Genomic DNA, 26921 nt, shown 5'->3' with positions numbered 1-26921 from the left:
CGTTTACTTTACCAGTACTAAAAGGGATAACTCAGTACCTCTGTCTGCTTCACTTTTCCAATTCAATTGTGCACCGATTCTTTTTGCACGATTCTTCATATTTCCTAATCCATTGCCGTTACTAATTAAGGGCGCATTAAAGCCAATGCCATTGTCCTTAAGTCTGAGTAAAATATGCTGTTCGTTTACTTCAACAGAGAATGTGATAATAGTACAATCTGCATGTTTTACTGCATTGTTGACCGCTTCCTTAAAAATCATAATCATATTCCTGCTATAGTCAACCGGCATTTTTACCTGCCTGTCTAAATCCTCGCTTTCTTTATAGCGGAATGTAATATTGGTGCCTTCCAGCAACTCTTCCGTATTCTGGCGAATGCGGAAAATGATTTCATTCAGATAATCACTGTCGGGTTGCAACGACCAGATAATATCTTTAGACCCACGATAAAGAGAGTTGACATTTTGTTGAATCTGATGCAGGATCTTTTGCAACTCTTCCGGCGGCTTCTGTAACTTACTTTCTGCAATCGTCGTCAATAAATTGATACGCGTCAGCTTGTTGCCTATTTCATCATGAAAATCTTCTGCTGTTTTCTGCCTTACAATAGCTTGTTGCTCTTCTCTTAATTTTTCCTGCCAGCGACGACGGTATTCTTTTTGACGGTTACGGTAATATACACCTCCAAGAAACAGTCCTATTAGCAGTAAAGTTCCGCCCAACCTGAAATACCAGGTAGTATAATAAGGCGCGTTAATAGTAAAGGGGTAGCTGACTCCATTATCATACCAATTACCATCCGCATCAGAAGCCCAAACTTTAAACAGATATTTTCCGGGCGGAAGATTGGGGTAAACAACGGTATTCTGATCTGTCTCTGTAAAGGCTCTGTCAATACCTGCCAATTGATAGCGGTATCTTATCTTTTCCGGATTAGATAAGTAAATGCCTTTGAAAGTAAACGTCAGATGATTTTGCCCCGGCGGTAATATGGGATTCCATTCAAGATTGTTGAACGGTGTCGTACTGTCCGTATATTTTCCGGCGGGAATATCTTTTGAAAACAATTTTACATTTTGCAATAATACTTTAGGTGCTTGCTGCTTTGCCGTTGAGACATAAGGATTATATCTGAAAACACCTTTTGTCGTTCCAAACCACAGATAACCTTCCCGGTCTTCAAAAGAAGCATTGGCATTATTTTCAACGCCTAACAAACCATCTGATTTTCCGAAGCTGCGGATATGATAACTATTATCTGCAAATGTGATTTTATCAATACCGCAGCCTGTCCCGACCCAAAGATTACCATTCCGGTCACGCAAAAGGCTGTAAACATAATCACATGTAAGCCCCGATTGATGATTGATATTGGTAAATGTCTTTGTTTTTTTGTTCCAGATCATTACGCCTTTATCATCCGTGCCTACATAAACATTAGTAGCATCCGTAGCAAAGCATAAAGTAGCGGAATTTTCTATAAAAGGTTGCGGTATTAATTTTTCAATATCCGTTCTGTAAATATAAGCGCCCTTTAATGTGCCGACTAATAGAGAATCAGTACCGATTGACATGGTAGCGTACACTAAACTTTTTCCGGTATTTGCTTTTACCAGATTATCGTTCTGCAACCTGAACAAGCCTCCGCTTGAGGCCACCCAGATAATATTGCCGTTTCTGTAAAGGTTTGTAATGCTAAAAGCATTTTGCGTTAAAGAAGGCCTGAAAAAATGAATACCGCTGCTATTATATTTCCAGATACCCGTCTGTTCTGTTCCAATCCATAGCGTATTCATAGAATCAATAACCACCGTACTGATTCGCCTGGAATATACAGGCAAATCCATTCTTTGCGGATGACCATCCGACAGCTGATACAAACCGGAACTGCTGCTGGCTAAAAAAATATTGCCCTTTTTTGTTTGGGTAATACTCATCACACTTGGCGAAGCCAGGCCCGATGAGCGATCATAATAAGTAAAGATGCTGCCCGTATATCTGAAAATGCCGGAACCATTGGTGCCTATCCAGATATTACCCTCATTATCTTCATAAAAGTCATTTACGTTATCATCCGTCAGGCCATTCTGGTAGGTGTAATGAATCCAGTCCTTTTGCGTAAAAAGCCATGCACCGCCATCAATAGATGCCAACCAGATATTTCCTTTACTATCTTCGATAAGGTCTAATACGAAATTCTGTACAGGCATGGACTTTAGCCAATCGGGAGATTTCAGCTCACCATTATCCGCAATCTGTATATAACGGTTGCCAAACGTAAAAAGAGTGCCACTGTAAGCACCAAAATTCATCTTGAAAATGTCAAGGTCGGGATCTTTCTTTACATCGATTTCAAGATGCCATCGACCTGACTTATAAACATAAATGCCTTTATGAAAAGCGAACATCCATAGTTTTCCCGTATTGTCGAGCGTAATGCACCTTATAGTATCCTGCATGCGCTCCTGTACAAAGCTCTTTCCGTCAAAGCGATATAGACTACTATTAACCAATGCCCAGACATTTTGGTCAACATCCGTAATGATGGTTTGCACCGTATTGTCGCCCGATTTATTAATGGGATTGAAAGTCTTAAAGCTTTTGCCATCAAATCTCGAGATGCCGTTATTCGTACCGATCCAGATATTTTGCTTTTTATCGCAGGCTATTGTTTGTACCCTGTTTTGAGATAGTCCGTTTGCTTTGTTATAATTAACAAAATTAGTTCCATCGAAAATGGAAAGGCCGCCGAAAGTACCTATAAGCAGCTCATTGTTTTTATCCTGCGCAAAGGCGGTTACCTGCGATTGGGACAATCCGTTTTCTACATTAAAATTGATGAAATTGTATTTCTGCGCGTAAGCGGTTGCGCCAAAGATTAAAAGCAAAAAAAAGTAGCTATAGCAAAGCATTCTGATAATTCTGCTGCATTGTATATTTACTTTCACATTCATCTGAATATCGTTTTCAACCTATACAAAGTACAACAAAATTTCTGAGCCTGCATTCACCCATAAAGCGGTATAATGATGTGTCTTACTTATTGAAGAAAAAGCTGCCAACTTTTTGAAAGCTGGCAACTTCGTTGTGTGGCTATTTAATTTCTATATCAAACATTTTTTCATTATTCAGATAACCAACCAGCTTGTCATAAGGCAAAACGGGACCCACCCCTTTCGGAGTTCCTGTAAATATCAAATCGCCGATTTGAAGTGTAAAATATTGAGAGATGTAACTTATCAGATGTTCAAAAGAAAAAATCAAATCGGAGGTATGCCCTTTCTGAACCATTACTCCATTCTGACTTAAAGAAAATTGAGTAGTATATAAATCAGCTTCTGCTACAGGTACAAAATTGCCTACAACCGCAGAGTCATCAAATGCCTTGGCCCGTTCCCATGGCAAACCTTCTTCTTTTAGCTTATTCTGTAAATCTCTTGCCGTAAAGTCAATGCCAACCGTCCAATGGTCAAAATATTGTTTTGCAAATTTCTGTGGTATTTGTCGCCCGTTCTTACATACACGTAATACCACTTCGCATTCATATTGTAAATTATCTGTAAATTGGGGGTAATGAACAGGAATGCCGGGTCTTGCCAAAGCAGACTTTGGCTTCATAAAAATGACGGGTTCTTTCGGTAAAGGGTTATTCAGTTCTTTTGCATGATCGGCGTAATTTCGCCCGATACAAATTATTTTCATCTCGGTTTTTTAAATCCAGTTTTCTATGGCTCGTGTAAAATTAAATTTTCCTTTCAAAATTCCCACATTTACTACCCATATTCCTTTGAGGATTACGGACATGAATTATGGAAACCATCTTGGAAATGATGCAATGTTGTCTATAATTCATGATGCAAGGATGCAATTTTTGCATTCACTCGGCTTTACAGAGCTGAATATTAATGGCAAAGGTATGATAATGGCTGATGTTATGATAGCTTATAAGAACGAAGGATTATATGGCGATGTATTGAAGATAGAAATTTACTCTGATAACATTACAACCCGCTCCTTTGACTTCTTATATAAAATCAGCACAACAAGAAATGAGATTTCTATTGAAATTGCAGAAGCGAAGACTGGAATGGTCAGTTATGATTATGAACTTAAAAAAATATGTAATACACCAACCGCGCTTTTGGAAGTGTTGCAATAACTCCCGGACTTTAAACAGCATTATAATCTAAAAAGGAATATTGATCTATATTTTATTAAATTTGCACCGTTGTGAAAGAAACAGAGTTTGTGTTGATTTTTTATGCTTAATAAATTATCGCTTAAATCCATAAGAAAAATACGAAATTTATTTATGTTCAAAAAAAATGTTACCTGTTTTTTATTATTTTTAAAACATTGATACTAAATATTTGTTGAGCGCTAAAGAATTCCATACTGTAAAATGAATTTGCATTAACAATATAAAACTATATAACCCTATGAGCCGTTGAGTTTTTTTAACATGCTCAAATCATAGTTCAAATCACATAATAATGGACATTTTTGCCAAATTTCAAAAAGACGGTGGCCCTATCGGCCAATATAAAGAACAAGCACATGAGTATTTTGCTTTCCCTAAGCTGGAAGGTGAAATCAGTAACAGAATGATGTTTCGTGGCAAAGAAAAAATAGTCTGGAGCTTAAACAATTATTTAGGCCTTGCCAATCATCCTGAAATCAGGAAAACAGATGCGGATGCCGCTGCCAAATGGGGTCTGGCTTATCCTATGGGCGCCCGTATGATGAGCGGAAATTCTAATTACCATGACCAGCTGGAAAGAGAATTTGCAGATTTTATCGGCAAAGAAGACGCTATGCTGCTGAACTTCGGTTATCAGGGTATGCTTTCGGCAATTGATTCCTTATTATCGCGTCATGATGTGGTGGTTTACGATGCGGAAAGCCATGCTTGTATCATTGATGGGTTACGTATGCACATGGGCAAACGTTTTAAATTCAACCATAATGATGTGGAAGATTGCAGAAAGCAGTTGGAACGTGCCACTAAATTAGTAGAAGGTACGCCCGGCGGTATTTTGGTTATTACCGAAGGTGTTTTCGGCATGAACGGAAACCAGGGGAAAGTTGCTGAAATTGTTGCACTTAAAGACCAATATGAATTCCGTTTATTTGTAGATGATGCACACGGATTCGGAACTATCGGCGAAAAAGGTGCCGGTGTTGGGGAAGCACAAAATTGTACAGACGGCATTGATTTATACTTTTCCACTTTCGCTAAATCCTTAGCAGGTGTCGGTGGCTTTATTGGCGGTACAAAAGATATGATTTATTATTTGCGCTATAATATGCGCTCTCAGATTTTTGCAAAATCATTGCCAATGGCAATGGTTATCGGCGGTTTGAAACGTATGGAAATGATTCGTACCATGCCGGAACTGAAAGCAAAGCTTTGGGATAATGTAAACAAATTACAATCAGGCTTGAGAGCAAGAGGTTTTAATATCGGCAATCCGAATTCTCCTGTAACGCCTGTTTATATGGAAAGTGGTGTAACGGATGCCACACAATTGGTTGTTGACCTTCGTGAGAATTATAATATTTTCTGTTCTATGGTAATGTATCCCGTTATTCCCAAAGGACAATTGATTCTAAGATTGATTCCTACGGCTGTTCACACAGATGAAGATATTGAATTGACTTTAGAGGCATTTACTGCTGTGCGCGAGAAAGTTGAGAAGCAACTGTATCCTAAAGAGATTCCACAGGTTAGTAATGCTTTAGCTTAATTTTTAAAGGTTTTAATAGAATGGCGGTTGCAAATGCAACCGCCATTCTATTTTAAAATGGATTTTTGAATTTTACTTTGCAGCTTCTTCATCCATCAGCTTTTGATCCGCTTTTGTTTTAAAATCGCGTGCAAAAGTTCTCATTTCATTTGAAAGATCTTCATTGCGGGTGGCTCTTGTATAAGTGTCCGCCATAGTCATTAAGGTTTGGAAAAAGAAATCGTTCATTTCATCCACCATCATCTTCTTGGTCCAAAGGTCAATACGCAAGGCAGTTTTTTCTGTTCCGTCCCATAAAGACAGTAACATGCCCTTGGCCGCTTTAGGATCTTCTGCATTGCTTCCTGTTGCGCTCCAGTCCATGTGTTCCGGCATTTTTTCATTATCCAGATGCACATTGATATTTATCGAATGTTTATTCATAGCATTTTATTGAAGCCGCAAAGGTCAGGAAATATTCGGGAATGAGAAAAATAGAATTTAGATATCAGATAATAGAAGCAGATTTACTCTTTATCCACTTTGATTAGGGGGAAAACAACATCTTTTATATAGCCAAATATTGAAGCTCTTACATCAAATACTTGTTCTCGTCGTTTTCTCAATTCATAAACAACGTTATCAATAAGCATTTGTCTTTCTAATCTGCCTTTATTTTCTTGATTTTTGAGATTGTCATATACTATTGTACATAAGGCCTCAATCAATACTATCTTCTTTTCATTTAAAATTTCATAATTATCGATTAAGTCAAGAATTATATCAATGTACTTTTTCTCTGCTATCAAAAGATCTTCATCTTGCTCCATAAACTGAAGATTAAGATCAAAAGCCCATTCGAGAAACAACTCTTTATCTAATTCAATTAAATCGCCACCGATCGAGAGATATTCTTTTGAATAACAATTAGTACATGGTGTATCTCTAATTCTGGAAAGATCGAATAACTCAAAAGCTTTTTCTTTCTTTGTAAGATAAAACCTATCTTGATTTTCGCATTTTTTACACCGTTTTGTTACGTAATATTTGCTATCCATTAAATTCCGTTTTATTTCTCTCCTTCTTCATTACCAATCTCATAAATTTCTAACCTGGTTTCGAAAAGAAAATAAAGACGGTTTCGCTCCATTCTGGCTTGCAGGAATTTTTTGTCGCCCGGCAATTGAATAGCTTTTCTGGCAAGTGTTTGAAGATCATACGAAATCAGAGAATCTGCTTCGGGGTAAACCAATTGTGTTCCGAAAATCTGCAGTCCGTAAACATTCTTAATCTCAAGTGTATTGATATAACCTGCAAAACGATCGAACGTATAAATACCATTCTGAGGATCTGCCATATAAACTTTGCTATCTCTCTCAATCAGCACAGCCGGATTGGGAACCGTTTGCGATTCCTGACGCATGTCATTTCCGGTGTTGGTAATATTCAACTGATCATCAAATTTTTTAAGTCTGGCGTTTACATAATCATACACCCATATTTTGCCATCTGTTGACATAGCCACTACCGGGGCATTGAATATCTGCAGCTTTTTTAAATCCAGTTCATTCTTTACAGAAAGCATCCTGTCGAGCAACAAAATTTTGGAAGCATTGCTGTAATAAAGCAATATGCGTAAAGGATTGGAAGCATCTATAGATTTTAACTCTCCATTCTGGATGCTTCTGAAATTCCCGGTACTGTCGCCATTGTTATTATATCGTATCAAGGCATTGTCTTCCCTTACCAGATATACATTCCCTAATTCGTCTGTAGTAATAAACCTTGCTTCTTCTGTAGGAATAGATTTGAGAAGGTTTTGTGCAAACGCATTTATATCCTGAAAAAAAAAGAATAATAGTAGGGAGTATAAAATGTAATTTTTATTCAAGACCTGAAATTTATTGTTCTATTTGAAAAATGGTAGCAACAATTGGCAATATTTATTTATCTAAAAACACAATATATTATTGCTCAGTTTGGTTAAAACCGAATAGCTATTTAAGGGGGCAGAAAGTACAATAACAGAAATAGAATATTTAACAAAGTTCTGTTGATACTGAAGATTCTTATCAAAAGTCAAAAGTGCATCAAAATTATTTTCAATTAACAATTGCATCAATGCCCCATTCTTCTTACCATTCCAACCCATATCACGTACCGTAAAAACTTCATGTAACTTGAAATCTTCTTTCAGCCGCTTCGGTAAGTTTTCATCAAGCAACAGTCGCATAATACGCATCCAATGTTTTGGTATTTAAAGTTTTATTAGCCCACTCCAGAACTGCAATAGCTTGTTCTTTAGAAACAGTTGGAAAGTCTTCTAAAAATTCATTTAATGGAATGCCTGCTTCTAAATGATCAAACATAGATTCGACGGGTACCCGTGTTCCCTTAAATACCGTTTGCCCGCTTAAAGTATCTTTATCGGCTGAAATAAAATCTCTGATATCCATTTTATAAAATTACAAAAAAATACAGTCTACATTATACACTAAAAAATACAAAAATATAGCCGGAGCAATAACCTAATTTCGCAGGCATAAGAAAACAGATATAATGCATTGGATACTTTTAATCATTGCCGGATTATTTGAAGTTGGCTTTACCACTTGTCTCGGCAAAGCCAATCAAAGCCAGGGAAATACTTTTGCACTTTGGATAGCGGGCTTTTTCCTTAGCCTTAGCCTTAGTATGTATTTGCTTTATAAAGCTACTTCCGGCATTGGGGCGGTACCTTTAGGCAGCGGATATGCTGTATGGACAGGCATTGGCGCGGTCGGAACCGTATTGATTGGTATTCTTTTTTTTAAAGAACCGGTTACTTTCTGGCGCGTGTTTTTCATCTTCACTTTAATCGGTTCTGTAGTGGGATTGAAGATGGTTTCGCACTAAGTCAAAATTAAGAACGGCTTTATTTTGATAAATCAATTTTGGATTGGGCTGCATTTTTTTCGTCATTGGTATCTTTCAATGCCTCTTCATGCAACCAATCTTTTCTTCTCAATACAAAGTCGCGGCCTAAATACAGGCGCCTTACTTCTTCGTCTGCAGCCAATTCCTCAGCATTGCCGGCTTTTAACAGGCGACCTTCAAACATAAGGTAGGCCCTGTCTGTAATGGAAAGAGTTTCTGTAACATTATGGTCGGTAATAAGGATACCGATGTTTTTATATTTCAGTCTGGCCACAATACCCTGAATATCTTCTACGGCAATAGGATCAATACCTGCAAAAGGTTCGTCCAGCAATATAAATTTGGGATTAACGGCTAATGCCCGTGCAATTTCGGTTCTCCTTCTTTCTCCTCCGCTCAATACATCTCCCGGGCTTTTGCGCACATGACCCAACCGGAATTCTGCAAGCAGGCTTTCGAGTTTATCTTTTTGCTCTTGTTTACTCAGTTTTGTCATTTCCAGAACAGCCGCAATATTGTCTTCTACCGAAAGTTTACGGAATACCGATGCTTCCTGTGGCAAATAACCTATGCCCATCTGCGCACGCTTATACATGGGCAGTTTGGTAATATTCACATCGTTCAGAAATACTTCGCCTTCATCCGGTTTTACCAAACCTACCACCATATAAAAGGAAGTCGTTTTACCTGCACCATTTGGGCCGAGCAACCCGACGATTTCACCTTGTGATACTTCAATAGAACTTTTATTCACCACCGTGCGGCCACGATAGCGTTTAATCAACTCGACGGTATGGATTCTTTCTTTCAAGATGTAAAGACTATTATTAATTGTTTTACAAAAGTAAGAGGTTTAACGGAGAGCCTGAGAAAATATTGTAGTATGAACATTTGTCCGTTTGGAAGGAATAATAAACGGTTATTTTGGGTATAGATTGATTCCTCTTGACGATTCCTTTAAAGAATCAGATAATGATGAATTATAGTTTCTTCTTTTGAGTTTTGTAAACCATCAACTGTTCTTCATCCCTCTGTATCATTTTTTTAAAGGTAAACCCTAATCGCTCCAATAACCTTATTGAACTTCTGTTTTCCTGCAAAGTTGTTGCTAAAATACAGTGATGTTTTTCCAAAACATAGTTCAGCACTATTTCTGCAGCTTCAAAAGCAAAACCTTGGCCGTTATATTGCGGCAGAAATGCAAATCCGATATCATGATGTTCCAGGTAATTACGCTTCATAAAAGTGATGATTCCGATAGATGTTTTATTGACATTAGATTTCACTACCCAATAAGTAACGTTGGGATTATCCAGTATCTTTTGGATATAAGCCAATGCATTGCTTTCATCCTTTACATTTCTGTCGCCAATAAATTGTAACCAACCCGGAGTATTTACTAATTCAAGAATGAATGCTGCATCTTCCGCTGTCAATGTTTGTAATGAAAGTCTGGAGGTATTGAGATTCCTGGTCATAATTTTCTTTGTGAAAGCTTAGTATATTCTTTGTGCAAATCTGTGTAAGGACTATTTTCAGCGTACCTTAAAGATGGTACAAATTTATCTCTCTTAAGCATCAGCGGAATTAACGTCAAAGAGGTGATTTTCAGTTCATGTCATAACTGACGGCCATTTTTTCCTATTTTTACGCCTCTTAAATATGAAATATGCTTTGCAAACAGCCTGTTTCTGAAATTTTAATGTGAATATTACAACAATCTATAATTATGAATAAAACCAAACTGGGAACAGCTTTGCTTTCCGGAACATTGTTATTCTCTTGCCTTGGCATGGAAGCAATTGCCCAAACCCAAACAGTACCGATTTCAAGAACGTCACTTTCAAAAACATCGTTTTCAAACAAATCACTCACAAAATTTAAGATGAATCAGCAATTTCAGGTAAATGCAGAAGCCTTTGCTGACCTGCAGTTATTACGTTATCAGGTCCCCGGCTTTGATGAATTGACATTGCAACAAAAAACCTTAGCTTACTATCTTTATCAGGCTGCGCTTTCAGGCCGCGATATATATTATGATCAGGCAAGTAAATATGGCTTGACCCTGCGTAAAACCATTGAAGCTATTTACAGCAGTTATGCCGGCAATAAAAGTGGCGATGACTGGAATAAATTTAAAACTTATGCCGGCCGCGTATGGTTCAGCACAGGTAACCATCATCATTACGGAAAAGAAAAATTCGTTCCGGAATGTTCTTTTGATTATTTCTCGCAATTGGTTAAAAGCAGTGACCAAAGCTTGTTGCCATTAATGAACGGCGAAAGTGTAGATGCGTTTTTAACCAGGATGAAACCTGTTATTTTTGATCCTAATTTTCAGCCTAAACAGGTGGATCTGCGTGCGGGCATAGATAATGTGGCCAATTCTTCCGTAAATTTTTACGAAGGTGTAACCCAAAAAGAAGTGGAGGATTATTATAACAATCCCGATAAATTTCCACATACCGACCAGGAACCTGAATGGGGATTGAACAGTAAAGTAGTTAAAGAAAATGGCCGGATAGTAGAAAAAACCTATAAAGTTGGCGGCATGTACGATGCTGCTTTGCAGAAGGTAGTTTATTGGCTGGATAAAGCTGCAACCGTAGCTGAAAATGAACAGCAAATGAAGGCGCTTACTTTGCTTTCGGAATATTATAAAACAGGCGATTTGCACAAATGGGATGAATACAACATTGCATGGGTAAACGATACAGAAAGTCGTATCGACGCAAGCCTTGGCTTCATTGAAGTGTATAATGATCCGATTGGAAAGAAAGGAAGTTTTGAATCTGTGGTTTCTTTAAAAGATATGGAAACTACCAAGAAAATCGCTGCCATTGCAAAAGAAGCACAGTGGTTTGAAGACAATTCGCCGTTGATGCCGGAACATAAAAAGAAAGAAGTAAAAGGCATTACAGCAAAAGCCATTACAGTTATTGTCGAGTCAGGCGATGCGGCGCCAAGCACACCGATTGGTATCAATCTCCCGAATTCTGATTGGTTAAGAAAAGAACATGGTTCTAAATCTGTGGCATTAAGCAACATTGTACATGCTTATAATGAATCAAGCGCAGGTGGCGGAATGCTGGATGAATTTGTAGTAGATGCAGACAGATTAAAACGAATCAAAGAATACGGAAATCTTGCCAGTGACTTACACACCGATATGCACGAATGTATTGGCCATGCTTCCGGGCAAATAAATCCGGGTGTTGCTACACCGGATAAAACGTTGAAAAACTATGCATCTTGTCTTGAAGAAGCACGCGCCGATTTAGTCGGTTTATACTACATCATGGATCCAAAATTGATAGAAATTGGTGTAATGCCATCTCTGGAAGTTGGTAAAGCTGAATATGACAGCTATATGATGAATGGATTGATGACACAATTAACCCGTTTGAAATTGGGCGACAATATTGAAGAAGCACACATGCGCAACAGAGCTTTAAATGCTTACTGGGTTTATGAAAAGGGCAAAAAAGACAAGGTCGTAGAATTCGTGAAAAAAGACGGCAAGACTTACGTGCAGGTAAATGATTATGATAAATTACGTGTATTATTTGGAGAATTGCTGAGAGAAATTCAACGTATCAAATCCGAAGGCGATTTCAACGCAGGAAAGGGTCTTGTCGAAACTTATGGTGTAAAAGTAAATCAGGAATTACACAAAGAGGTTTTGGATCGTTACGCAAAATTGAATCTGAAAGCATATAAAGGCTTTGTTCAGCCACGTTTGGTGCCAACAATGGATGGAGACGGAAATATTACAGATGTAAAAGTCCAATATCCTGCCTCTTTCTATCAGCAAATGATGGAATATGCAAAAGATTATTCTTTCCTGCCGGCAATGAATTAAATTAATAGTTAATTAAAAGAAAAGCCTGAAATGTGATGTTTCAGGCTTTTTCTATAAGTTAATTAGTATTCGTAAGTAAGTTCAATTTTATTATTAACCGGGATAAAAATCATGGTATCCTGATAAGTGGAGACATTGCTTTTTCTTTTAAAAATTCTTACAATATTTGTTTCATTACCTGCAACTTGTATATCAGCAGGCGAAGGATTTGAAGTTGTCACATCTTGAATTATAGTGCCGGTTCTGTAAGGAGTTGGCAAAACGCCACTATTGCCGATATTTAGTCCATAAGGAAATAAAGTAATGATTTGAAAAAAGTCATCCTGATTTACAGGATTGAAATTCTTTACATTTACCTTAATAAAGGTTTTTGTCGGAATATAAAAGGATGCATTGATAATGGTATCTCTTCTTGGTATTGAGTAAACGCTAAATCCATTTACAGCATCTAAAACAATATACTTATTGCTATCAACCGAGTTCGTATTCATTCTGAATTGAAGCCCGCCCTTAGCAGCAGCGCCTAATTCATCATTTTTAAGATAGAAACTAAATTTGTAGTTACCCGAGTTGTCACTCCTCCCTTCTGCCAGTTTTCGTTCTTCACTATAAAAAGGTGGATTATATATATTATAGGTCAGCGTATATAATACGTCCGGTATCGGAATATTATTTTGAGTAACAACTTGTCCCTGAACAATTGTGCAATCGTCCATGCAAACATTACTGGTTCTATCCTTTTTCACACAGGAACATACAAATACACCAAGAAAAAGTAATAAAGCGATAGGTTTCATAAAGCGGAACAAAGAAGTGGATATTCTCATTTTACATTAGACGAATTTTAAATGGCTAATAATGGGATAATTTTCCCGGAATTCATATTTACATAAAAAAACAATATCTATTCGAAGCAAAACCGCTTCAGGCTTGTTATTTTAAGTCATCAATAATTTATTGTCATAATTTTGTAATTTCCTTCTACAAGCCCTATTTTTGTACGTTGGTACTGTTAATTCCAATCGATTTTTAATTATGGATATACTACTTCTCGCAGCAGAAACTTCTACCGGAGCTGGCAGTTTTATGCCCGTTGCCATACAGTTACTGATTGCAGTTGGATTTGTGGCTATCATGATGATTGCCTCGCAGTTGTTAGGCCCCAAGCGTCGCACCAGCGACAAATTGATTAACTTTGAAAGTGGTATTCCTTCTGTTGGAAATGCGCGCCAGCCCATGGCTGTAAAGTATTTTCTCGTAGCAATTCTGTTTGTATTGTTCGATGTGGAAGTAATTTTCTTTTATCCTTATGCTGTCAATTTCAGGGTATTGGGAAAAGAAGGTTTTTATGCAGTATTAATGTTTGTAGCTTTCTTCTTTTGTGGTTTTTACTATATTATTAAGAAAGGTGCATTGAAGTGGGATGATTAAGTTGATTGGCAGAAATAAGCCGATTAATTGTGTAGTTAGATTTTAAAAATTAATAGAAATGAGACCGGTACAGTATAATGAGAATTCAAAAGTAACCGTGGCTGACTTACCTGAAGGCGTATATCAGGGAGAAGGTTTTATGGCTACAAAATTGGAATCTGTAATTAGTTTGGCAAGAGCAAATTCACTTTGGCCTTTGCCTTTTGCAACATCTTGTTGCGGTATTGAATTTATGGCAACAATGGGTGCCAACTATGATTTGGCGCGTTTTGGTTCTGAACGTATGGGTTTTACTCCGCGTCAGTGTGATATGTTGCTTGTAGCAGGAACGATTGCTAAAAAAATGGCTCCTATTTTACGTCAGGTTTATTTGCAAATGGCAGAACCACGTTGGGTGATTGCCATTGGAGCTTGTGCAAGCAGCGGTGGGATTTTTGATTCTTATCCTGTCCTGCAAGGTATTGACCAGGTAATTCCGGTAGATGTTTATGTGCCGGGTTGTCCGCCAAGGCCGGAAGGAATTTTGGACGGTGTTTTGAAATTGCAGAAAATTGTAAAGAATGAAAGCCTTCGCCGTCGCCATAGCGAACAATACAAAGGACTTTTAAATGAGTATGGCATTCAATAATCTCTGATTTTTAATTTTTGATTCCTGATGTTGGAATTTGAAATTTAGAATTTGGAATTTGATTTTTATAAATGACAAACGAAACAATAAAACAACAACTTTCCGAACATTTCCCTGCAACTACAGAATGGGAAGAGCCTTACGGCATGCTTACATTCAGCGTACCGGCAGGTGATAATCTGGAAGTGTTGCAATATTTATACAATAATGAATCCATGCAGTTTCAGTTCTTAACTGATTTAACCGGGATTCATTATCCGGATAGAACGGGCGAAGAACTGTGTGTAGTATATCATTTACATAATTTGGTGGAGAATGTAAGAATCAGAATGAAATGCTATGTTTCTGTAGCAAATCCTGATATCCATTCTGCAACATCCGTTTTTTCCGGTGCCAATTGGATGGAGAGAGAAACGTATGATTTCTTTGGAATTAACTTCCAGGGACATCCGGATTTAAGAAGAATATTGAATGTGGATGAAATGGATTATTTCCCGATGAGAAAGGAATATCCGATGGAAGATCCTACCCGTATGGATAAGGATGATGAAATGTTTGGCAGATAAAATTCAAGAATAAAAAAACAGTTTATCATAAATTTCCAAAAAGGAAATCTTATTTATGACAGAACATCATATAAAACTTGCTGAGGAATCGTTGGAGAAACAGACCACCACCATTAATGTGGGGCCTACGCATCCTGCTACCCATGGCGTGTTTCAAAATATTATGGAGATTGATGGGGAACGTGTTATCAGCACTGAACCTACCATTGGTTATATACATCGTGCTTTCGAAAAAATCGCAGAACGTCGTCCTTATTACCAAATTACTCCATTAACAGACAGGCTTAACTATTGTTCTGCACCTATCAATAATATCGGCTGGCACCTGACCATTGAAAAATTGGTTGGAATGGAAATTCCGAAACGTGTGCAATATCTGCGTGTTATTATCATGGAATTGGCGCGTATTGCAGACCATATTGTTTGTAACTCAGTTATTGCAGTGGATACGGGCGCCTTGACCCCTTTTACATATGTATTCCAATGGCGTGAGAAAATCTATGAAATCTATGAAGAAATTTGTGGTTCAAGATTAACAACGAACATTGGTCGTATTGGTGGTTTTGAAAGAAATTTCACAGAAGCTGCGTGGCAAAAATTACATGATTTTGTAGAAGGGTTCCCGGGAATGCTGAAAGAATTTGAAGCATTATTGGACAGAAACAGAATCTTTATGGACCGCTGCATTGGCGCAGGTCCCATAAGTGCAGAGCGTGCGTTGAATTATAGTTTCACGGGTCCGAATTTACGTGCTGCAGGTGTTGATTATGATGTACGTGTACATTCGCCTTACTCCTCTTATGAAGATTTTGAATTTGACATTCCTGTAGGTACTACCGGCGATGTTTATGACCGTTATCTGGTTCGTAATAAGGAAATGTGGGAAAGTCTGAAAATCATTAATCAGGCAATTGAAAAAATAAAAGGCCTTGACCCGAATGTTTACCATGCGGATGCGCCTGATTTTTATTTACCTGAAAAAGCCGCTGTTTATACCAAAATGGAAGCTTTGATTTATCACTTCAAAATTGTAATGGGCGAAACAGATTTGCCTGTCGGTGAAGTATATCAATCGGTAGAAGGAGCAAACGGTGAGTTAGGTTATTATTTAATCAGTGATGGTGGCAGAAGTCCCTATAGGTTGCACTTCCGTCGCCCATGTTTCATTTACTATCAGGCTTTTCCTGAAATTATTTCGGGTGGTTTGTTGAGTGATGGTATTGTTACATTGAGTTCATTGAATGTAATTGCAGGAGAGTTAGATGCGTAAAATTGTTTTTTATGAAAATGGAAAAAATAGTTTGGAAAGGAAGTTTTGCAGAAGCTGAAGAAAAAGATGACATTTATTGGGCAAACCAAAGCATGCAACAAAGGTTAGAAGCACTAATAGACTTAAGAGATGTTTTTTTTAGTGATGCTAATCCAAGTATCGAAAAAGTTGTTTTTAAAAGGAAGTTAGATGAAGAATCCGAAACTGAAGCTTGAAAATGATTTTATTGACTTCCTTAAAATCTGTAATAAACATGGAGTTCAATATTTAGTCATAGGTGGTTATGCTGTAAGTATTCATGGTTATCCACGTTCAACTAAAGACTTAGATGTTTGCATAAAAATTTCGGATACTAATGCTACAGCTATGGTTCAAGTGATGGAAGAGTTTGGTTTTGGTTCATTAAAATTGAGTAAAGAAGATTTCTTAAAAAATGACTTTGTTACCCAATTGGGTATTGAGCCTGTCAGAATAGACATTTTGAATGATTTACAGGGAGTAAATTTTGATGAAGCCTGGGAGAAAAGAAGAGAGATAATTCATGGAGGGGTGCCAATTAATTTCATTGGTTATCATGAATTACTTAAAGTGAAAGCTATAGCAGGGAGGCCTCAAGATATAGCTGATATCAAAAAGTTGAAAGCAAGAAATAAAGAATAATTGTTTTTATAGGCCTCTGGCTGAAATAGATTCAAAAATAAGAATGATACAATTTTCAGAAGATAAATTAAAAAAGGTTGCCGAAATCATTGCACGTTATCCCGAAGGGAAACATAAGAGTGCTTTAATTCCATTATTGCATTTGGCACAGGATGAATTTGGCGGATGGCTGGATGTGCCCGTGATGGATTATGTGGCGAGCCTGTTGAATATTCTGCCGATTGAGGTATATGAAGTTGCGACCTTTTATACCATGTTCAACATGAAACCGGTTGGAAAATATCTGCTGGAAGTTTGCAGAACAGGTCCATGTATGTTACGTGGCAGCGACCAGATTATTGCCCATATCAAAAACAGGTTAAACATTAAAGAAGGTGAAACTTCTGCAGATGGATTATTCACTTTGAAACCTGCTGAGTGTTTAGGTGCATGTGGTTATGCGCCGATGATGCAATTAGGTAAAACATTCAGGGAAAATTTGACTACTGAAAAAGTGGATAATATTCTGGATGAGTTGAGAGCGGCAGCAAAGAATTAAATTATATGATTTTAATTTTGAGAAACGATGGAGACAATAACACTTAGCAATAAAAAGTATGTAGTTGTTGAGCAGAAAAAGTTTGAAAAATTGCAGACATTGGCAGCTCAAAAAATGCCTTCACACAAAAAACTTTCTTTGAACGAAGGCAAAAAGTATGCTTATAAGTTGATTGATAAATGGGCGAAAGAAAGCAAGTAACCATTTTGGAAAATGTGGTAGAGACTGTTTCTGAAATTGCATTTTTCATAGAAAGTAAAGGAATGCCTGATACTGCTAAGAAATACGTAGATGATGTTTTTGCCTTTTTAGAAAAGCTGTCTGTTCCAAATGTAAAACACCGTTTTTGTGAATATAAAAGATGGGAGTCGTTAGAATATTCCTGTATCAATTATAAACGGAAATATGTTATTGCATATCTGGATTTAAGTGAAGAGATAATTATTTGTGATTTTGTTCCGGCAAAATTATTGTTTGAAAAATAGTTTATTTAAAAGGCATTGCTAATTTGAATTCTGCCTTTTTAATTTTGACTTATAATGAAATTACTATTAGAGAACGCACATATTGAAGGCATCCGCTATTATGAAGCATACCGTAAAAACGGTGGCTATCGTAGTGTGGAAAAGGCATTGAAGATGACTCCTGAGGAAATTGTGGAAGAAGTGAAGAAAAGTGGCTTGCGTGGCCGCGGTGGTGCAGGATTCCCAACCGGAATGAAGTGGAGCTTTTTGGCTAAGCCCGAAGGTGTGCCACGTCATTTGGTTTGTAATGCCGATGAATCGGAACCAGGTACTTTCAAAGACCGCTATCTGATGGAATTTCTACCCCATTTGTTGATTGAAGGTTTGATTGTATCATCTTTCGCATTGGGTTCTAATGCTACTTATATCTATATCCGCGGTGAGTATGCCTGGATTCCGGATATATTGGAGCAGGCAATTGCCGAAGCAAAAAATAATGGCTGGCTTGGTAAGAACATTCAGGGCTCCGGCTTTGATTGTGAAATATATGTGCAACGCGGTGGTGGTGCTTACATTTGTGGTGAAGAAACAGCATTGATTGAATCATTGGAAGGCAAGCGTGGCAATCCTCGTATTAAACCTCCGTTCCCGGCGATTGCAGGTTTATGGATGCGCCCAACGGTGGTAAACAACGTAGAAACATTAGCGGCCGTAGTTCCCATTATTAACATGGGCGGTGAGGAATATGGTAAATTAGGCGTTGGCCGTTCAACGGGAACTAAACTAATGTCGGCTTGCGGCAACCTGAATAAACCAGGCGTTTATGAAATTCCTTTTGATTTAACTGTCGAAGAGTTTATTTTTAGCGATGAATATTGTGGTGGTATCCCAAATGGTAAAAGATTGAAAGCCTGTATTCCGGGTGGTTCGTCTGTACCTATTTTACCAACCAATTTATTATTAAAAGATTCACAGGGCAATGCGCGTCAGATGAATTATGAAAGTCTTTCTGAAGGCGGATTTGCAACTGGTTCCATGTTAGGTTCGGGTGGCTTTATTGTTTTAGATGAAGACCAATGTGTAGTACGTCACACTATGAGCCTGGCCCATTTCTATAACCATGAAAGTTGCGGACAATGCAGCCCATGCAGAGAAGGAACAGGCTGGATGTACAAAATTTTGAAAAGTATTGAATACGGCAAAGGCCGTATGGAAGATATAGATTTGCTTTGGGATATTCAAAGAAGGATTGAAGGAAATACCATCTGTCCGTTAGGAGATGCAGCGGCCTGGCCTGTGGCAGCAGCTATCAGGCATTTCCGCGATGAATTTGAATGGCATGTTTTGAATCCTGAAGAATCACAAACAAGAAATTTCGGTTTGGCACATTATGCTGAGCCGAGAGAAGTAGTAGCAGTTTAGATGGCTCGCCAAGGCACAAAGGCACTATGAAAAGAATAATGACAACATTATTTAGTCCTTTTGGAAAATGAGAATCTAACATGGATTTTGAAAATGAAATTGCCGCCAAAGTTTTGAATATTTGTTTTGATATTCATAAAGCCTATGGTCCAGGATTGTTTGAAAGTGTTTATGAGAAGATATTGTGTTACGAATTAGGTAAGCACAATTTAGAGTTTGTTTGCCAATATCCTATTGAGGTTATACACGATAATGTTAATATGGAGTTAGGCTTCAGGGCTGACATAATTATTGAGGATGCTGTTTTAATAGAATTAAAGAGCATTTCAAGATTGGAAGATGTTCATTTTAAACAAGTAATTACTTATTTAAAATTGACAAAATTAAAATTGGGCTTGTTGATTAATTTTAATGAAGCCCTCTTGAAAAATGGAATTAAAAGAGTTGTGAATTCGCCTTTTTAAGCATCTTACAGAGACAAAAGCACAATTGATATATGAAAATTGTTCTCACCAAACTTAGTGCCTTAGCGCCTTTGTGAGAAAAATGATATACAATGTCAGAACAACCGAATATTAAAGTAACAATAGATAACATCACTATTGAGGTGGCTCCGGGAACTACAATCCTGGAAGCAGCCCGTCAGATTGGTGGTGAAGTAGCGCCTCCTACGATGTGCTATTACAGCAAGTTGAAAGGTAGTGGCGGTAAATGCCGCACTTGTTTGGTTGAGGTAAACAAAGGTTCTGAAAAAGACCCGCGTCCAATGCCAAAATTGGTGGCAAGCTGCCGTACAGGTGTGATGGATGGCATGGAGGTTAAAAGCATGACTTCCGAAAAAGTAATTGATGCGCGTAAAGGTGTTACGGAATTTTTGTTGCTGAATCATCCTTTGGATTGCCCTGTTTGTGACCAGGCAGGTGAATGTCATTTGCAGGATTTGAGTTACGAAAATGGTGCTGCAACTACGCGTTACGAATATGACCGCCGCACTTTCGAACCGGAAGATATCGGGCCTCATATTCAATTGCACATGAATCGTTGCATTATGTGTTTCCGTTGCGTATTTACAGCCGACCAGCTAACCGAAACCCGCGAACATGGTATATTGGACCGTGGCGACCATGCAAAAATCAGTACTTGCATCAGTAAAGCACTGGACAATGATTTTATTGGAAACGTAATTGATGTTTGCCCTGTCGGTGCATTGACTGATAAAACATTCCGTTTTAAAAACAGGGTTTGGTTTACGAAGCCTGTGGATGCGCATCGTAATTGCAGCAATCCGAAATGTTGCGGCGAAGCAAGGTTATGGATGCGTGGTGAAGAGGTTTATAGGGTAACTGCCCGTAAAGACGAATGGGGCGAAGTGGCTACAGCAAGCAATGGTCAGACAGGCTGGATATGTGATGAATGCAGGTTTGAGAAAAAGCAAACAAGCGACTGGACTATTGAAGGACCGACTAAGGTGAACCGCCATAGTGTAATTGCGCAAGGTCATTATCAGGGTAAAGTAGGGACAGCTACACAACCGATTTTAATTGATGAAGTTATTGGCAAACGTCCTAAATTGACTTTAGATATTCATAAGGTGAGTGAAGTAAATAAACCCGAAATTCATTTAAGTGAAATAGAAGGTCCGGCTCATTCCGATGATTTTAAATAGTTTTTAAACAAAGGTTTTACAATCTTATTACATTTGCGCCCACATGCTTTTATTATCTATTGACTGGATATTTTTTATCGAAAAGATTGCCCTGATTCTGGTAATCATACTTTCTTCTTTTGGTGTTGCAGCTTATGCAACATGGGGGGAACGTAAAGTGGCTGCCATTATGCAAGACCGTATCGGACCAGCACGTGCCGGTTTGTTTGGTTTGTTACAACCACTGGCTGATGGTGGAAAGTTATTCTTCAAAGAAGAAATCATTCCCGATCATTCCACCAAAACGCTTTTCATTTTAGGTCCGGCCTTATTCATGGTTACAGCTTTGATGACCAGCGCTATTATTCCCTGGGGACCTGATTTTACCTTAACGATTGGTGGAACAGTTCACAGTGTTGCTTTGCAAGTTGCTGATATCAATATTGGTATTCTATACATTTTTGGCGTAGTGAGTTTAGGCGTGTATGGCATTATGTTAGGAGGTTGGTCATCCAATAATAAATTCTCTTTGTTGAGTGCCATCCGTTCTGCATCTCAGTCTATTTCTTATGAATTGGCCATGGGTTTGAGTCTGATAGCCGTTTTAATGGTAACACAAACTTTAAGTCTGAAAACTATCGTAGAACAACAACATGGTTTCTGGGCAGACGGCTATTTTACATGGAATTTCTTTAAGCAACCCGTTGCTTTCTTAATCTTCCTGGTTTGTTCTTTTGCAGAATTGAACCGTGCTCCATTTGATATGCCTGAATGCGAAAGTGAATTGAACATGGGCTATCATCAGGAATACTCTTCCATGAAATTAGGCTTGTATCTTTTTGCGGAATATATAAATATGTTTATCAGCTCGGCAGTATTGGCTACTGTTTTCTTTGGTGGTTATAACTTTCCCGGAATGGATGCGGTAAGAGATGCAATGCCTGGTGGATTATTTTCTATCATCTGTGTAACAGTGTTGATGGTAAAAGTGGTTGGCTTTATCTTGTTCTTTATGTTTATCCGTTGGACATTACCACGTTTCCGTTATGACCAGCTTTTAAACTTAGGCTGGAAAGGATTGATACCATTGGCGTTGATAAATCTGGTGATTACCGGTGGCGTAATTTTATTTTTCTTTAATAAATAAGTTTTTCAAAATAGACCTTTATTGGTCAGGGAGTGTGCAATATGCAATTGACTAAAAGAGCAGCAGCAGTAGATAGAAGCCCGATGACCTTGGGCGAGCGTATCTATATTCCTGCAATTGCCAAAGGATTGAAAATTACATTGGGCCATATCTTCAAAAAGAAGGCAACGGTAAGTTACCCTGAAGAAAAACGTCCGTTCAGCCCTGTATTTCGTGGTTTGCATGTCTTGAACAGAGATGAACAAGGCCGCGAAAATTGTACTGCATGTGGTTTGTGCGCATTGGCTTGTCCGGCAGAAGCTATTACAATGGAAGCAGCGGAGCGCAAAAAGGGTGAGGAACATTTATATCGCGAAGAGAAATATGCCGCTAAATATGAAATCAATATGCTGCGTTGTATCTTTTGCGGTAATTGTGAAGAAGCCTGCCCGAAGGACGCTATTTATATGAGTGAAACAGTGATGCCATCAAATTATACACGCGATTATTTCATCTACAAAAAGCAGGATATGCTGATTACAGATGAACAATTAGCTAAACGTAATGCAACAGGGAAAGGCTAAGAAAGTCTTTATACCTGATACTAAATACTTGATACTATTAAAATGAGTTTACACGAAATACTTTTTTGGTTTTTATCGGCGATGGCTATCGGTTGCGCATTAGGTGTCATCCTAAGCCGCAATCCCGTTAAAAGTGTATTATTTCTGATTGCTACATTCTTTGCCATCAGCGGTCATTATGTATTGATGAATGCACAATTCCTGGCTATTGTAAATATTATTGTTTATGCCGGCGCTATTATGGTATTATTCCTTTTCGTTATCATGTTGATGAATCTTAATGCAGATGCCGAACCACAGAAAAGCCGATTGGTGCAATTTGCAGCCGTTTTAAGTGGTGGAGCATTATTTCTTGTAATCATTGCGGCATTTACCAAAGCAGGTTTAAATATTGATGGTGCAGCAGTTGACAGTAGCGGTGAAATCGGGCTTATTAAAAATCTGGGTATAGCCTTATTTAAGGATTATGTTTTGCCTTTTGAAGTAAGCAGTGTTTTGTTCTTAAGTGCTATGATTGGGGCTATGGTGTTAGGTAAAAAAGAAGACGTGCCAAATCATTTAGAATCAAAAATTAAAAATTAAAAATTCAGTTTCGTGCCGATACAACATTATATATTTTTAAGTCTTGCATTATTTGCCATTGGCATTATGGGTGTGTTAATGCGCCGCAATGCCATTATTGTATTTATGTGCATTGAATTAATGCTGAATGCAGTTAATCTTTTGATGGTAGCATTCAGTAAGATGAACGGTAATTCCGATGCACAAATATTCGTATTCTTCATTATGGTGGTAGCTGCCGCTGAAGTTGCAGTCGGGCTGGCTATTATTGTAATGATGTACCGGAAAGTGCATTCCGTCGATATTAATATTTTGAACAGATTGAAACATTAAGATTGTTGACAGAGTATCAACGATGCTAAAAGGATATCAATAAAACATTCAATTAAAACGCTGGTTTCGCTTTTTAATTTTGACTTTTAAATTTACATGAAAGATTTAGTTTACTTAGTTCCGCTGTTTCCACTGATTGGTTTTTTAATCAATGGTTTGTTCTGGAAATCCATGCCTAAAAAGGTTTCGGGCTCATTGGCGAGTTTAACCATTCTGGCTTCTTTTGTGGTGTCTTTGGGCATTTTCTTTCAAATAAACGGCCATCCTGAAAATGCAGGTGTGGTGCCGTTCTTCAACTTTATTGATTCCGGAAGCTTACATATCCCATTTGCCTTTCAGGTAGATGCATTGTCCTCTTTATTTCTGTTGATTATTACGGGTATCGGGTTTCTCATCCATATTTATTCTACTGCTTATATGCACGATGATGCCGGATATACCAAATACTTTGCTTTCCTGAATCTCTTCGTGTTTGCAATGTTGATATTAGTGCTTGGTTCCAACTATGTAACGATGTTTATTGGTTGGGAAGGTGTAGGATTGGCTTCTTATTTATTAATCGGCTTCTGGTACAAACGTAATGACTATACCAATGCTTCCAAGAAAGCCTTCATCATGAACCGTATTGGTGACCTGGGTTTCCTGGTTGGTATGTTCCTTACTTTATATCATTTCGGAACTGCAAGTTACAGCGAACTGTTTCCTATGTTGAAAGCAGGCACTAATGTTGATACCGGTACAATGAACGCCATTGCTATTTGTTTCTTTATAGGTGCAATGGGCAAGAGTGCACAAATTCCTTTATATACATGGCTGCCTGATGCAATGGCAGGTCCTACGCCTGTTTCTGCATTGATTCACGCAGCTACCATGGTTACTGCCGGTATTTATATGATTGCACGCAGCAGTGCAGTATATGATTTGGCTCCGATGGCCCAAACATTAGTTGCCATAATAGGTGCCGCCACCGCAATTTTTGCTGCAAGCATAGCCATCAAACAAAATGATATAAAAAAGGTATTGGCTTACTCTACAGTAAGTCAGTTAGGCTATATGTTTTTGGCTTTAGGTGTTGGCGCTTACACAAGCGCAGTATTTCACGTAATGACACACGCTTTCTTCAAAGCCCTGTTATTTTTGGGTTCAGGTTCTGTAATTCATGCTATGGGCGGCGAACAGGATATTCGTTTTATGGGTGGACTAAAAAAGAAAATGCCTATTACGAGCATTACCTTCCTGTTAGGTTGTCTTGCTATCGCGGGTATTCCGGGTTTCTCCGGGTTCTTTTCAAAAGATGAAATTTTAGCTGCTGCTTACGCTAAAAACCCGGTTTATTATTATGTTGGATTGGCCGGCGCATTAATGACGGCTTTCTATATGTTCCGTTTATATTTCTTCACATTTACAGGTTCATTCAGAGGCACACACGACCAGGAGCATCATTTGCATGAAAGCCCTGCAGCTATGACCATTCCATTGATTGTACTGGCTATTTTAGCTGTGATTGGTGGATATGTAGGTTTGCCTGAAGTAATAAGTCATCATCATTTACTAAATGAGTATTTATCTCCTGTAGTACAAAATTTTGGTAATCTTCATTTGGAAGAAGCTACCGAATTAAGCCTGATGGGACTGTCAGTTACATTGATTGTGGCTATGATTATATGGGCTTATATGCATACCAAAAAGAATACTAAGTTTGGAGAGAATACAGGCATAGCGAAAGTGCTGGAGAATAAATGGTATATAGACGAATTATATGATACTGTTATTGTAACTCCATTGAATAACTTGTCCAAAGGTTTGGATAAATATGCAGAACGCAACGGTATCGACGGTGCTGTAAATGGCATCGGAAGATTGGTGAATTGGGGCAGCAGCAGAATGCGTTTACTCCAAAGCGGTCAGGTAGGCACTTATATTTTTGCGATGGTGGTTGGTGTGGTTATTTTGTTTGCGATTGGGTTATTAATAGTGGGATAATTGGAATGAGGAGCAAATTTTTATTACTCGGTTTTTGTATGTTGTTAAGCACTTTTGTAAAGGCACAAGATACACTTACTTATTTCTGTAATGAAGGAGAACAAAAGACGGTAAAAGATAGCGCTTCTTTTCTCAGAAAAGCTTTTTTTGCAAATGGATTTTGGAATGTTTATGATTATTATTTAACAGGACAACTAAAAACTATCGGAAGCTATAATGGTAAAAATGAGAAACAAGGTCATTTTGTCTATTATCATGAAAATGGAAATAAATTTAGAGAAGGAGAATATTATTTAGATTATAAGATAGGTAATTGGAAAATGTGGTATGATGATAATATGTTAAAGGCTAATGAAAAATATTCCAATGATACAGCATTAATAGGGAAAATAAAAAAAGAAGGAATGGCTTTGATTAAGGCTTTTGAACAAGATGTTGCGATGTATTATGCAGGAACGAAAGGGGTTTGGGTTGACACATCTCAATGGTTTTATAGCAATGGTCAAATCGCCGAGGAAGAAGTATGGGATTATGGTCTAATTAAACTTACAACATGGGATTCAATTGGGAAAAAGAAAATAGTGAATTTAAAGAATGTAGATTGGTTAAAATGTATCGTTGCTCAGCCATATTATAATGGAAAGGTTGAGAAATTAATTAAGGATAACAATATTAAATTGAGTAACGAGGTAACAAAACGTCTATTAAGTTATATTACTTTCAAAGTGGACGCAAATGGGAAAATCAGCGACGTGAGATGTAATGGGAAACTTTGCAATACTAATGCAACAGAATTTGATTTGTATGAAAAAATGATAGCTAATTCTTACGGCAATTGGATTGTTGGTAAAAGACATAATCTTGCTTCCGATTTTAAAACAGGGTTTAGAGTAGAGGGTAATATTGGCAGTTTTTCTGGGTGGACATTTTCTATGGAAAATAATTACTATGAATACTGACATTTTTATGATAGTGTTAATATGGTCGCTAATCATATCATAGTAGGCCAAGACGGAATTAAATCCATGACTTGTCCGTTGGGATCAAAAATGATAAAAGTGTTAAAAAATAAATTAATTAGCTGTGGAGCGTGATGGCAAAGTAGTTCAGACTCCGGCAAAACAATTACTACAGTAATTAAAAGATAAAAAATAACCGGTTTCAACTTGAAACCAAACAAATATTAAATACACAGTTCAAATACA

32 protein-coding genes are annotated in these 26921 nt (G+C 37.8%); 22 read left to right on the top strand and 10 right to left on the bottom strand.

The genetic code is table 11. From position 1 onward, the window contains the following. Nucleotides 1-3 precede the first annotated feature (3 nt). Both F0919_RS12885 and F0919_RS12880 read right to left on the bottom strand, forming a co-directional pair. A complete protein-coding gene (locus F0919_RS12885) occupies nt 4-2955 on the bottom strand; it encodes a ligand-binding sensor domain-containing protein (RefSeq protein WP_150033177.1) in 2952 nt (983 codons plus the stop codon). Nucleotides 2956-3094: 139 nt separating this feature from the next. Continuing rightward, a complete protein-coding gene (locus tag F0919_RS12880) occupies nt 3095-3703 on the bottom strand; it encodes a fumarylacetoacetate hydrolase family protein (RefSeq protein WP_150033176.1) in 609 nt (202 codons plus the stop codon). Between the two features lie 25 nt (nt 3704-3728). On the opposite strand from F0919_RS12880, the gene F0919_RS12875 reads away from it, so the two are divergent. Next, entirely contained in the window at nt 3729-4160 is a 432-nt protein-coding gene (locus F0919_RS12875) for an acyl-CoA thioesterase (RefSeq protein ID WP_150033175.1), read from the top strand. A 334-nt stretch (nt 4161-4494) separates the two neighbouring features. Beyond that, nucleotides 4495-5748, top strand: a complete 1254-nt coding sequence (locus tag F0919_RS12870; protein WP_150033174.1) for an aminotransferase class I/II-fold pyridoxal phosphate-dependent enzyme — start codon at nt 4495-4497, stop codon at nt 5746-5748. A 72-nt stretch (nt 5749-5820) separates the two neighbouring features. Here the strand turns inward: F0919_RS12870 and gldC are convergent, their stop codons facing one another. From gldC to F0919_RS12845, 5 genes are all read right to left on the bottom strand, one after another. Beyond that, the gene (gldC, locus tag F0919_RS12865; protein ID WP_150033173.1) at nt 5821-6171 is read right to left on the bottom strand and encodes a gliding motility protein GldC; all 351 of its coding nucleotides are present in this window, start codon (nt 6169-6171) and stop codon (nt 5821-5823) included. A gap of 83 nt (nt 6172-6254) precedes the next feature. Next, nucleotides 6255-6785, bottom strand: coding sequence for a hypothetical protein (locus tag F0919_RS12860; protein WP_150033172.1), 531 nt, complete (start codon nt 6783-6785; stop codon nt 6255-6257). A gap of 11 nt (nt 6786-6796) precedes the next feature. Further along, nucleotides 6797-7618, bottom strand: a complete 822-nt coding sequence (locus F0919_RS12855; RefSeq protein WP_150033171.1) for an NHL repeat-containing protein — start codon at nt 7616-7618, stop codon at nt 6797-6799. A gap of 60 nt (nt 7619-7678) precedes the next feature. Then, nucleotides 7679-7960: a DUF5615 family PIN-like protein gene (locus F0919_RS12850; protein ID WP_150033170.1), complete on the bottom strand. Its 282-nt coding sequence runs from the start codon at nt 7958-7960 to the stop codon at nt 7679-7681. Beyond that, nucleotides 7944-8183, bottom strand: a complete 240-nt coding sequence (locus F0919_RS12845; RefSeq protein ID WP_150033169.1) for a DUF433 domain-containing protein — start codon at nt 8181-8183, stop codon at nt 7944-7946. The genes F0919_RS12850 and F0919_RS12845 overlap by 17 nt, the downstream gene beginning before the upstream one ends. 103 nt (nt 8184-8286) lie before the next feature. On the opposite strand from F0919_RS12845, the gene F0919_RS12840 reads away from it, so the two are divergent. Then, complete coding sequence (locus tag F0919_RS12840; protein ID WP_150033168.1) at nt 8287-8622, top strand: DMT family transporter; 336 nt, start codon at nt 8287-8289, stop codon at nt 8620-8622. 19 nt (nt 8623-8641) lie between these two features. Here the strand turns inward: F0919_RS12840 and lptB are convergent, their stop codons facing one another. Together lptB and F0919_RS12830 are read right to left on the bottom strand one after the other, a co-directional pair. Then, nucleotides 8642-9454, bottom strand: a complete 813-nt coding sequence (gene lptB / locus F0919_RS12835; RefSeq protein ID WP_150033167.1) for an LPS export ABC transporter ATP-binding protein — start codon at nt 9452-9454, stop codon at nt 8642-8644. A 169-nt stretch (nt 9455-9623) separates the two neighbouring features. Continuing rightward, complete coding sequence (locus F0919_RS12830) at nt 9624-10121, bottom strand: GNAT family N-acetyltransferase (RefSeq protein WP_150033166.1); 498 nt, start codon at nt 10119-10121, stop codon at nt 9624-9626. 251 nt (nt 10122-10372) lie between these two features. Here F0919_RS12830 and F0919_RS12825 point away from each other — a divergent pair, with 251 nt between their 5' ends. After that, on the top strand, nt 10373-12505 hold the full coding sequence (locus tag F0919_RS12825; protein ID WP_150033165.1) for a dipeptidyl-peptidase 3 family protein: 2133 nt from the start codon (nt 10373-10375) through the stop codon (nt 12503-12505). A gap of 62 nt (nt 12506-12567) precedes the next feature. On the opposite strand, the gene F0919_RS12820 is transcribed toward F0919_RS12825, so the two are convergent. Beyond that, nucleotides 12568-13332: a hypothetical protein gene (locus F0919_RS12820; RefSeq protein ID WP_150033164.1), complete on the bottom strand. Its 765-nt coding sequence runs from the start codon at nt 13330-13332 to the stop codon at nt 12568-12570. A 208-nt stretch (nt 13333-13540) separates the two neighbouring features. On the opposite strand from F0919_RS12820, the gene F0919_RS12815 reads away from it, so the two are divergent. From F0919_RS12815 to F0919_RS12735, 18 genes are all read left to right on the top strand, one after another. Beyond that, nucleotides 13541-13936 (top strand): NADH-quinone oxidoreductase subunit A, encoded by a 396-nt coding sequence (locus tag F0919_RS12815; protein ID WP_150033163.1) that lies wholly within the window; start codon nt 13541-13543, stop codon nt 13934-13936. Between the two features lie 58 nt (nt 13937-13994). After that, complete coding sequence (locus F0919_RS12810; protein WP_150033162.1) at nt 13995-14564, top strand: NADH-quinone oxidoreductase subunit B; 570 nt, start codon at nt 13995-13997, stop codon at nt 14562-14564. Nucleotides 14565-14635: 71 nt separating this feature from the next. Beyond that, nucleotides 14636-15130 (top strand): NADH-quinone oxidoreductase subunit C, encoded by a 495-nt coding sequence (locus tag F0919_RS12805; RefSeq protein ID WP_150033161.1) that lies wholly within the window; start codon nt 14636-14638, stop codon nt 15128-15130. A 55-nt stretch (nt 15131-15185) separates the two neighbouring features. Then, nucleotides 15186-16400, top strand: a complete 1215-nt coding sequence (locus F0919_RS12800; RefSeq protein WP_150033160.1) for an NADH-quinone oxidoreductase subunit D — start codon at nt 15186-15188, stop codon at nt 16398-16400. Between the two features lie 17 nt (nt 16401-16417). Further along, on the top strand, nt 16418-16615 hold the full coding sequence (locus F0919_RS12795) for a hypothetical protein (protein ID WP_150033159.1): 198 nt from the start codon (nt 16418-16420) through the stop codon (nt 16613-16615). Next, entirely contained in the window at nt 16590-17060 is a 471-nt protein-coding gene (locus F0919_RS12790; RefSeq protein WP_150033158.1) for a nucleotidyltransferase, read from the top strand. Before F0919_RS12795 ends, F0919_RS12790 begins: the two co-directional genes overlap by 26 nt. 43 nt (nt 17061-17103) lie before the next feature. Then, nucleotides 17104-17598 carry an NADH-quinone oxidoreductase subunit NuoE family protein gene (locus tag F0919_RS12785; RefSeq protein ID WP_150033157.1) on the top strand — a complete coding sequence of 165 codons (495 nt, stop codon included), beginning with the start codon at nt 17104-17106 and terminating at the stop codon, nt 17596-17598. Nucleotides 17599-17625: 27 nt separating this feature from the next. Further along, on the top strand, nt 17626-17799 hold the full coding sequence (locus F0919_RS18455) for a hypothetical protein (protein WP_190277384.1): 174 nt from the start codon (nt 17626-17628) through the stop codon (nt 17797-17799). Beyond that, entirely contained in the window at nt 17778-18083 is a 306-nt protein-coding gene (locus F0919_RS12780; protein WP_150033156.1) for a hypothetical protein, read from the top strand. The genes F0919_RS18455 and F0919_RS12780 overlap by 22 nt, the downstream gene beginning before the upstream one ends. A 54-nt stretch (nt 18084-18137) precedes the next feature. Beyond that, a complete protein-coding gene (nuoF, locus tag F0919_RS12775; protein WP_150033155.1) occupies nt 18138-19484 on the top strand; it encodes an NADH-quinone oxidoreductase subunit NuoF in 1347 nt (448 codons plus the stop codon). A gap of 80 nt (nt 19485-19564) precedes the next feature. Next, nucleotides 19565-19948, top strand: a complete 384-nt coding sequence (locus F0919_RS12770) for a GxxExxY protein (protein WP_150033154.1) — start codon at nt 19565-19567, stop codon at nt 19946-19948. 92 nt (nt 19949-20040) lie between these two features. Continuing rightward, nucleotides 20041-21150 (top strand): 2Fe-2S iron-sulfur cluster-binding protein, encoded by a 1110-nt coding sequence (locus F0919_RS12765; RefSeq protein WP_190277383.1) that lies wholly within the window; start codon nt 20041-20043, stop codon nt 21148-21150. Between the two features lie 43 nt (nt 21151-21193). Then, nucleotides 21194-22276, top strand: coding sequence for an NADH-quinone oxidoreductase subunit NuoH (gene nuoH, locus F0919_RS12760; protein ID WP_190277382.1), 1083 nt, complete (start codon nt 21194-21196; stop codon nt 22274-22276). Nucleotides 22277-22317: 41 nt separating this feature from the next. Next, nucleotides 22318-22839 carry an NADH-quinone oxidoreductase subunit NuoI gene (nuoI, locus tag F0919_RS12755; protein WP_150033153.1) on the top strand — a complete coding sequence of 174 codons (522 nt, stop codon included), beginning with the start codon at nt 22318-22320 and terminating at the stop codon, nt 22837-22839. 42 nt (nt 22840-22881) lie between these two features. Next, entirely contained in the window at nt 22882-23421 is a 540-nt protein-coding gene (locus tag F0919_RS12750) for an NADH-quinone oxidoreductase subunit J family protein (protein ID WP_150033152.1), read from the top strand. 12 nt (nt 23422-23433) lie between these two features. Beyond that, the gene (gene nuoK, locus F0919_RS12745; protein ID WP_150033151.1) at nt 23434-23733 is read left to right on the top strand and encodes an NADH-quinone oxidoreductase subunit NuoK; all 300 of its coding nucleotides are present in this window, start codon (nt 23434-23436) and stop codon (nt 23731-23733) included. A gap of 96 nt (nt 23734-23829) precedes the next feature. After that, a complete protein-coding gene (nuoL, locus tag F0919_RS12740) occupies nt 23830-25716 on the top strand; it encodes an NADH-quinone oxidoreductase subunit L (RefSeq protein WP_150033150.1) in 1887 nt (628 codons plus the stop codon). Nucleotides 25717-25721: 5 nt separating this feature from the next. After that, nucleotides 25722-26675: a toxin-antitoxin system YwqK family antitoxin gene (locus F0919_RS12735; RefSeq protein WP_150033149.1), complete on the top strand. Its 954-nt coding sequence runs from the start codon at nt 25722-25724 to the stop codon at nt 26673-26675. Nucleotides 26676-26921 lie beyond the last annotated feature (246 nt).

It is taken from the genome of Taibaiella lutea (assembly GCF_008629695.1).
In the GTDB taxonomy this organism is placed as follows: Bacteria; Bacteroidota; Bacteroidia; order Chitinophagales; family Chitinophagaceae; genus Taibaiella; species Taibaiella lutea.
This window is presented reverse-complemented; position numbering and strand designations above follow the sequence as displayed.

Excerpts from the sequence above, each read along its gene's own strand:
- F0919_RS12840 (WP_150033168.1), top strand. The coding sequence starts at position 8,287 with ATGCATTGGATACTTTTAATCATTGCCGGATTATTTGAAGTTGGCTTT.
- F0919_RS12805 (WP_150033161.1), top strand. The coding sequence starts at position 14,636 with ATGACAAACGAAACAATAAAACAACAACTTTCCGAACATTTCCCTGCA.
- F0919_RS12860 (WP_150033172.1), bottom strand. The coding sequence starts at position 6,785 with ATGGATAGCAAATATTACGTAACAAAACGGTGTAAAAAATGCGAAAAT.
- F0919_RS12810 (WP_150033162.1), top strand. The coding sequence starts at position 13,995 with ATGAGACCGGTACAGTATAATGAGAATTCAAAAGTAACCGTGGCTGAC.
- nuoH (WP_190277382.1), top strand. The coding sequence starts at position 21,194 with ATGCTTTTATTATCTATTGACTGGATATTTTTTATCGAAAAGATTGCC.
- F0919_RS12815 (WP_150033163.1), top strand. The coding sequence starts at position 13,541 with ATGGATATACTACTTCTCGCAGCAGAAACTTCTACCGGAGCTGGCAGT.
- F0919_RS12765 (WP_190277383.1), top strand. The coding sequence starts at position 20,041 with ATGTCAGAACAACCGAATATTAAAGTAACAATAGATAACATCACTATT.
- F0919_RS12795 (WP_150033159.1), top strand. The coding sequence starts at position 16,418 with ATGGAAAAAATAGTTTGGAAAGGAAGTTTTGCAGAAGCTGAAGAAAAA.
- F0919_RS12870 (WP_150033174.1), top strand. The coding sequence starts at position 4,495 with ATGGACATTTTTGCCAAATTTCAAAAAGACGGTGGCCCTATCGGCCAA.
- F0919_RS12885 (WP_150033177.1), bottom strand. The coding sequence starts at position 2,955 with ATGAATGTGAAAGTAAATATACAATGCAGCAGAATTATCAGAATGCTT.
- F0919_RS12880 (WP_150033176.1), bottom strand. The coding sequence starts at position 3,703 with ATGAAAATAATTTGTATCGGGCGAAATTACGCCGATCATGCAAAAGAA.
- F0919_RS12825 (WP_150033165.1), top strand. The coding sequence starts at position 10,373 with ATGAATAAAACCAAACTGGGAACAGCTTTGCTTTCCGGAACATTGTTA.
- nuoF (WP_150033155.1), top strand. The coding sequence starts at position 18,138 with ATGAAATTACTATTAGAGAACGCACATATTGAAGGCATCCGCTATTAT.
- F0919_RS12820 (WP_150033164.1), bottom strand. The coding sequence starts at position 13,332 with ATGAGAATATCCACTTCTTTGTTCCGCTTTATGAAACCTATCGCTTTA.
- F0919_RS12850 (WP_150033170.1), bottom strand. The coding sequence starts at position 7,960 with ATGCGACTGTTGCTTGATGAAAACTTACCGAAGCGGCTGAAAGAAGAT.
- F0919_RS12830 (WP_150033166.1), bottom strand. The coding sequence starts at position 10,121 with ATGACCAGGAATCTCAATACCTCCAGACTTTCATTACAAACATTGACA.
- nuoI (WP_150033153.1), top strand. The coding sequence starts at position 22,318 with ATGCAATTGACTAAAAGAGCAGCAGCAGTAGATAGAAGCCCGATGACC.
- F0919_RS12790 (WP_150033158.1), top strand. The coding sequence starts at position 16,590 with ATGAAGAATCCGAAACTGAAGCTTGAAAATGATTTTATTGACTTCCTT.
- F0919_RS12845 (WP_150033169.1), bottom strand. The coding sequence starts at position 8,183 with ATGGATATCAGAGATTTTATTTCAGCCGATAAAGATACTTTAAGCGGG.
- F0919_RS12800 (WP_150033160.1), top strand. The coding sequence starts at position 15,186 with ATGACAGAACATCATATAAAACTTGCTGAGGAATCGTTGGAGAAACAG.
- gldC (WP_150033173.1), bottom strand. The coding sequence starts at position 6,171 with ATGAATAAACATTCGATAAATATCAATGTGCATCTGGATAATGAAAAA.
- nuoL (WP_150033150.1), top strand. The coding sequence starts at position 23,830 with ATGAAAGATTTAGTTTACTTAGTTCCGCTGTTTCCACTGATTGGTTTT.
- F0919_RS18455 (WP_190277384.1), top strand. The coding sequence starts at position 17,626 with ATGGAGACAATAACACTTAGCAATAAAAAGTATGTAGTTGTTGAGCAG.
- F0919_RS12780 (WP_150033156.1), top strand. The coding sequence starts at position 17,778 with ATGGGCGAAAGAAAGCAAGTAACCATTTTGGAAAATGTGGTAGAGACT.
- F0919_RS12750 (WP_150033152.1), top strand. The coding sequence starts at position 22,882 with ATGAGTTTACACGAAATACTTTTTTGGTTTTTATCGGCGATGGCTATC.
- F0919_RS12770 (WP_150033154.1), top strand. The coding sequence starts at position 19,565 with ATGGATTTTGAAAATGAAATTGCCGCCAAAGTTTTGAATATTTGTTTT.
- F0919_RS12785 (WP_150033157.1), top strand. The coding sequence starts at position 17,104 with ATGATACAATTTTCAGAAGATAAATTAAAAAAGGTTGCCGAAATCATT.
- F0919_RS12735 (WP_150033149.1), top strand. The coding sequence starts at position 25,722 with ATGAGGAGCAAATTTTTATTACTCGGTTTTTGTATGTTGTTAAGCACT.
- F0919_RS12875 (WP_150033175.1), top strand. The coding sequence starts at position 3,729 with ATGGCTCGTGTAAAATTAAATTTTCCTTTCAAAATTCCCACATTTACT.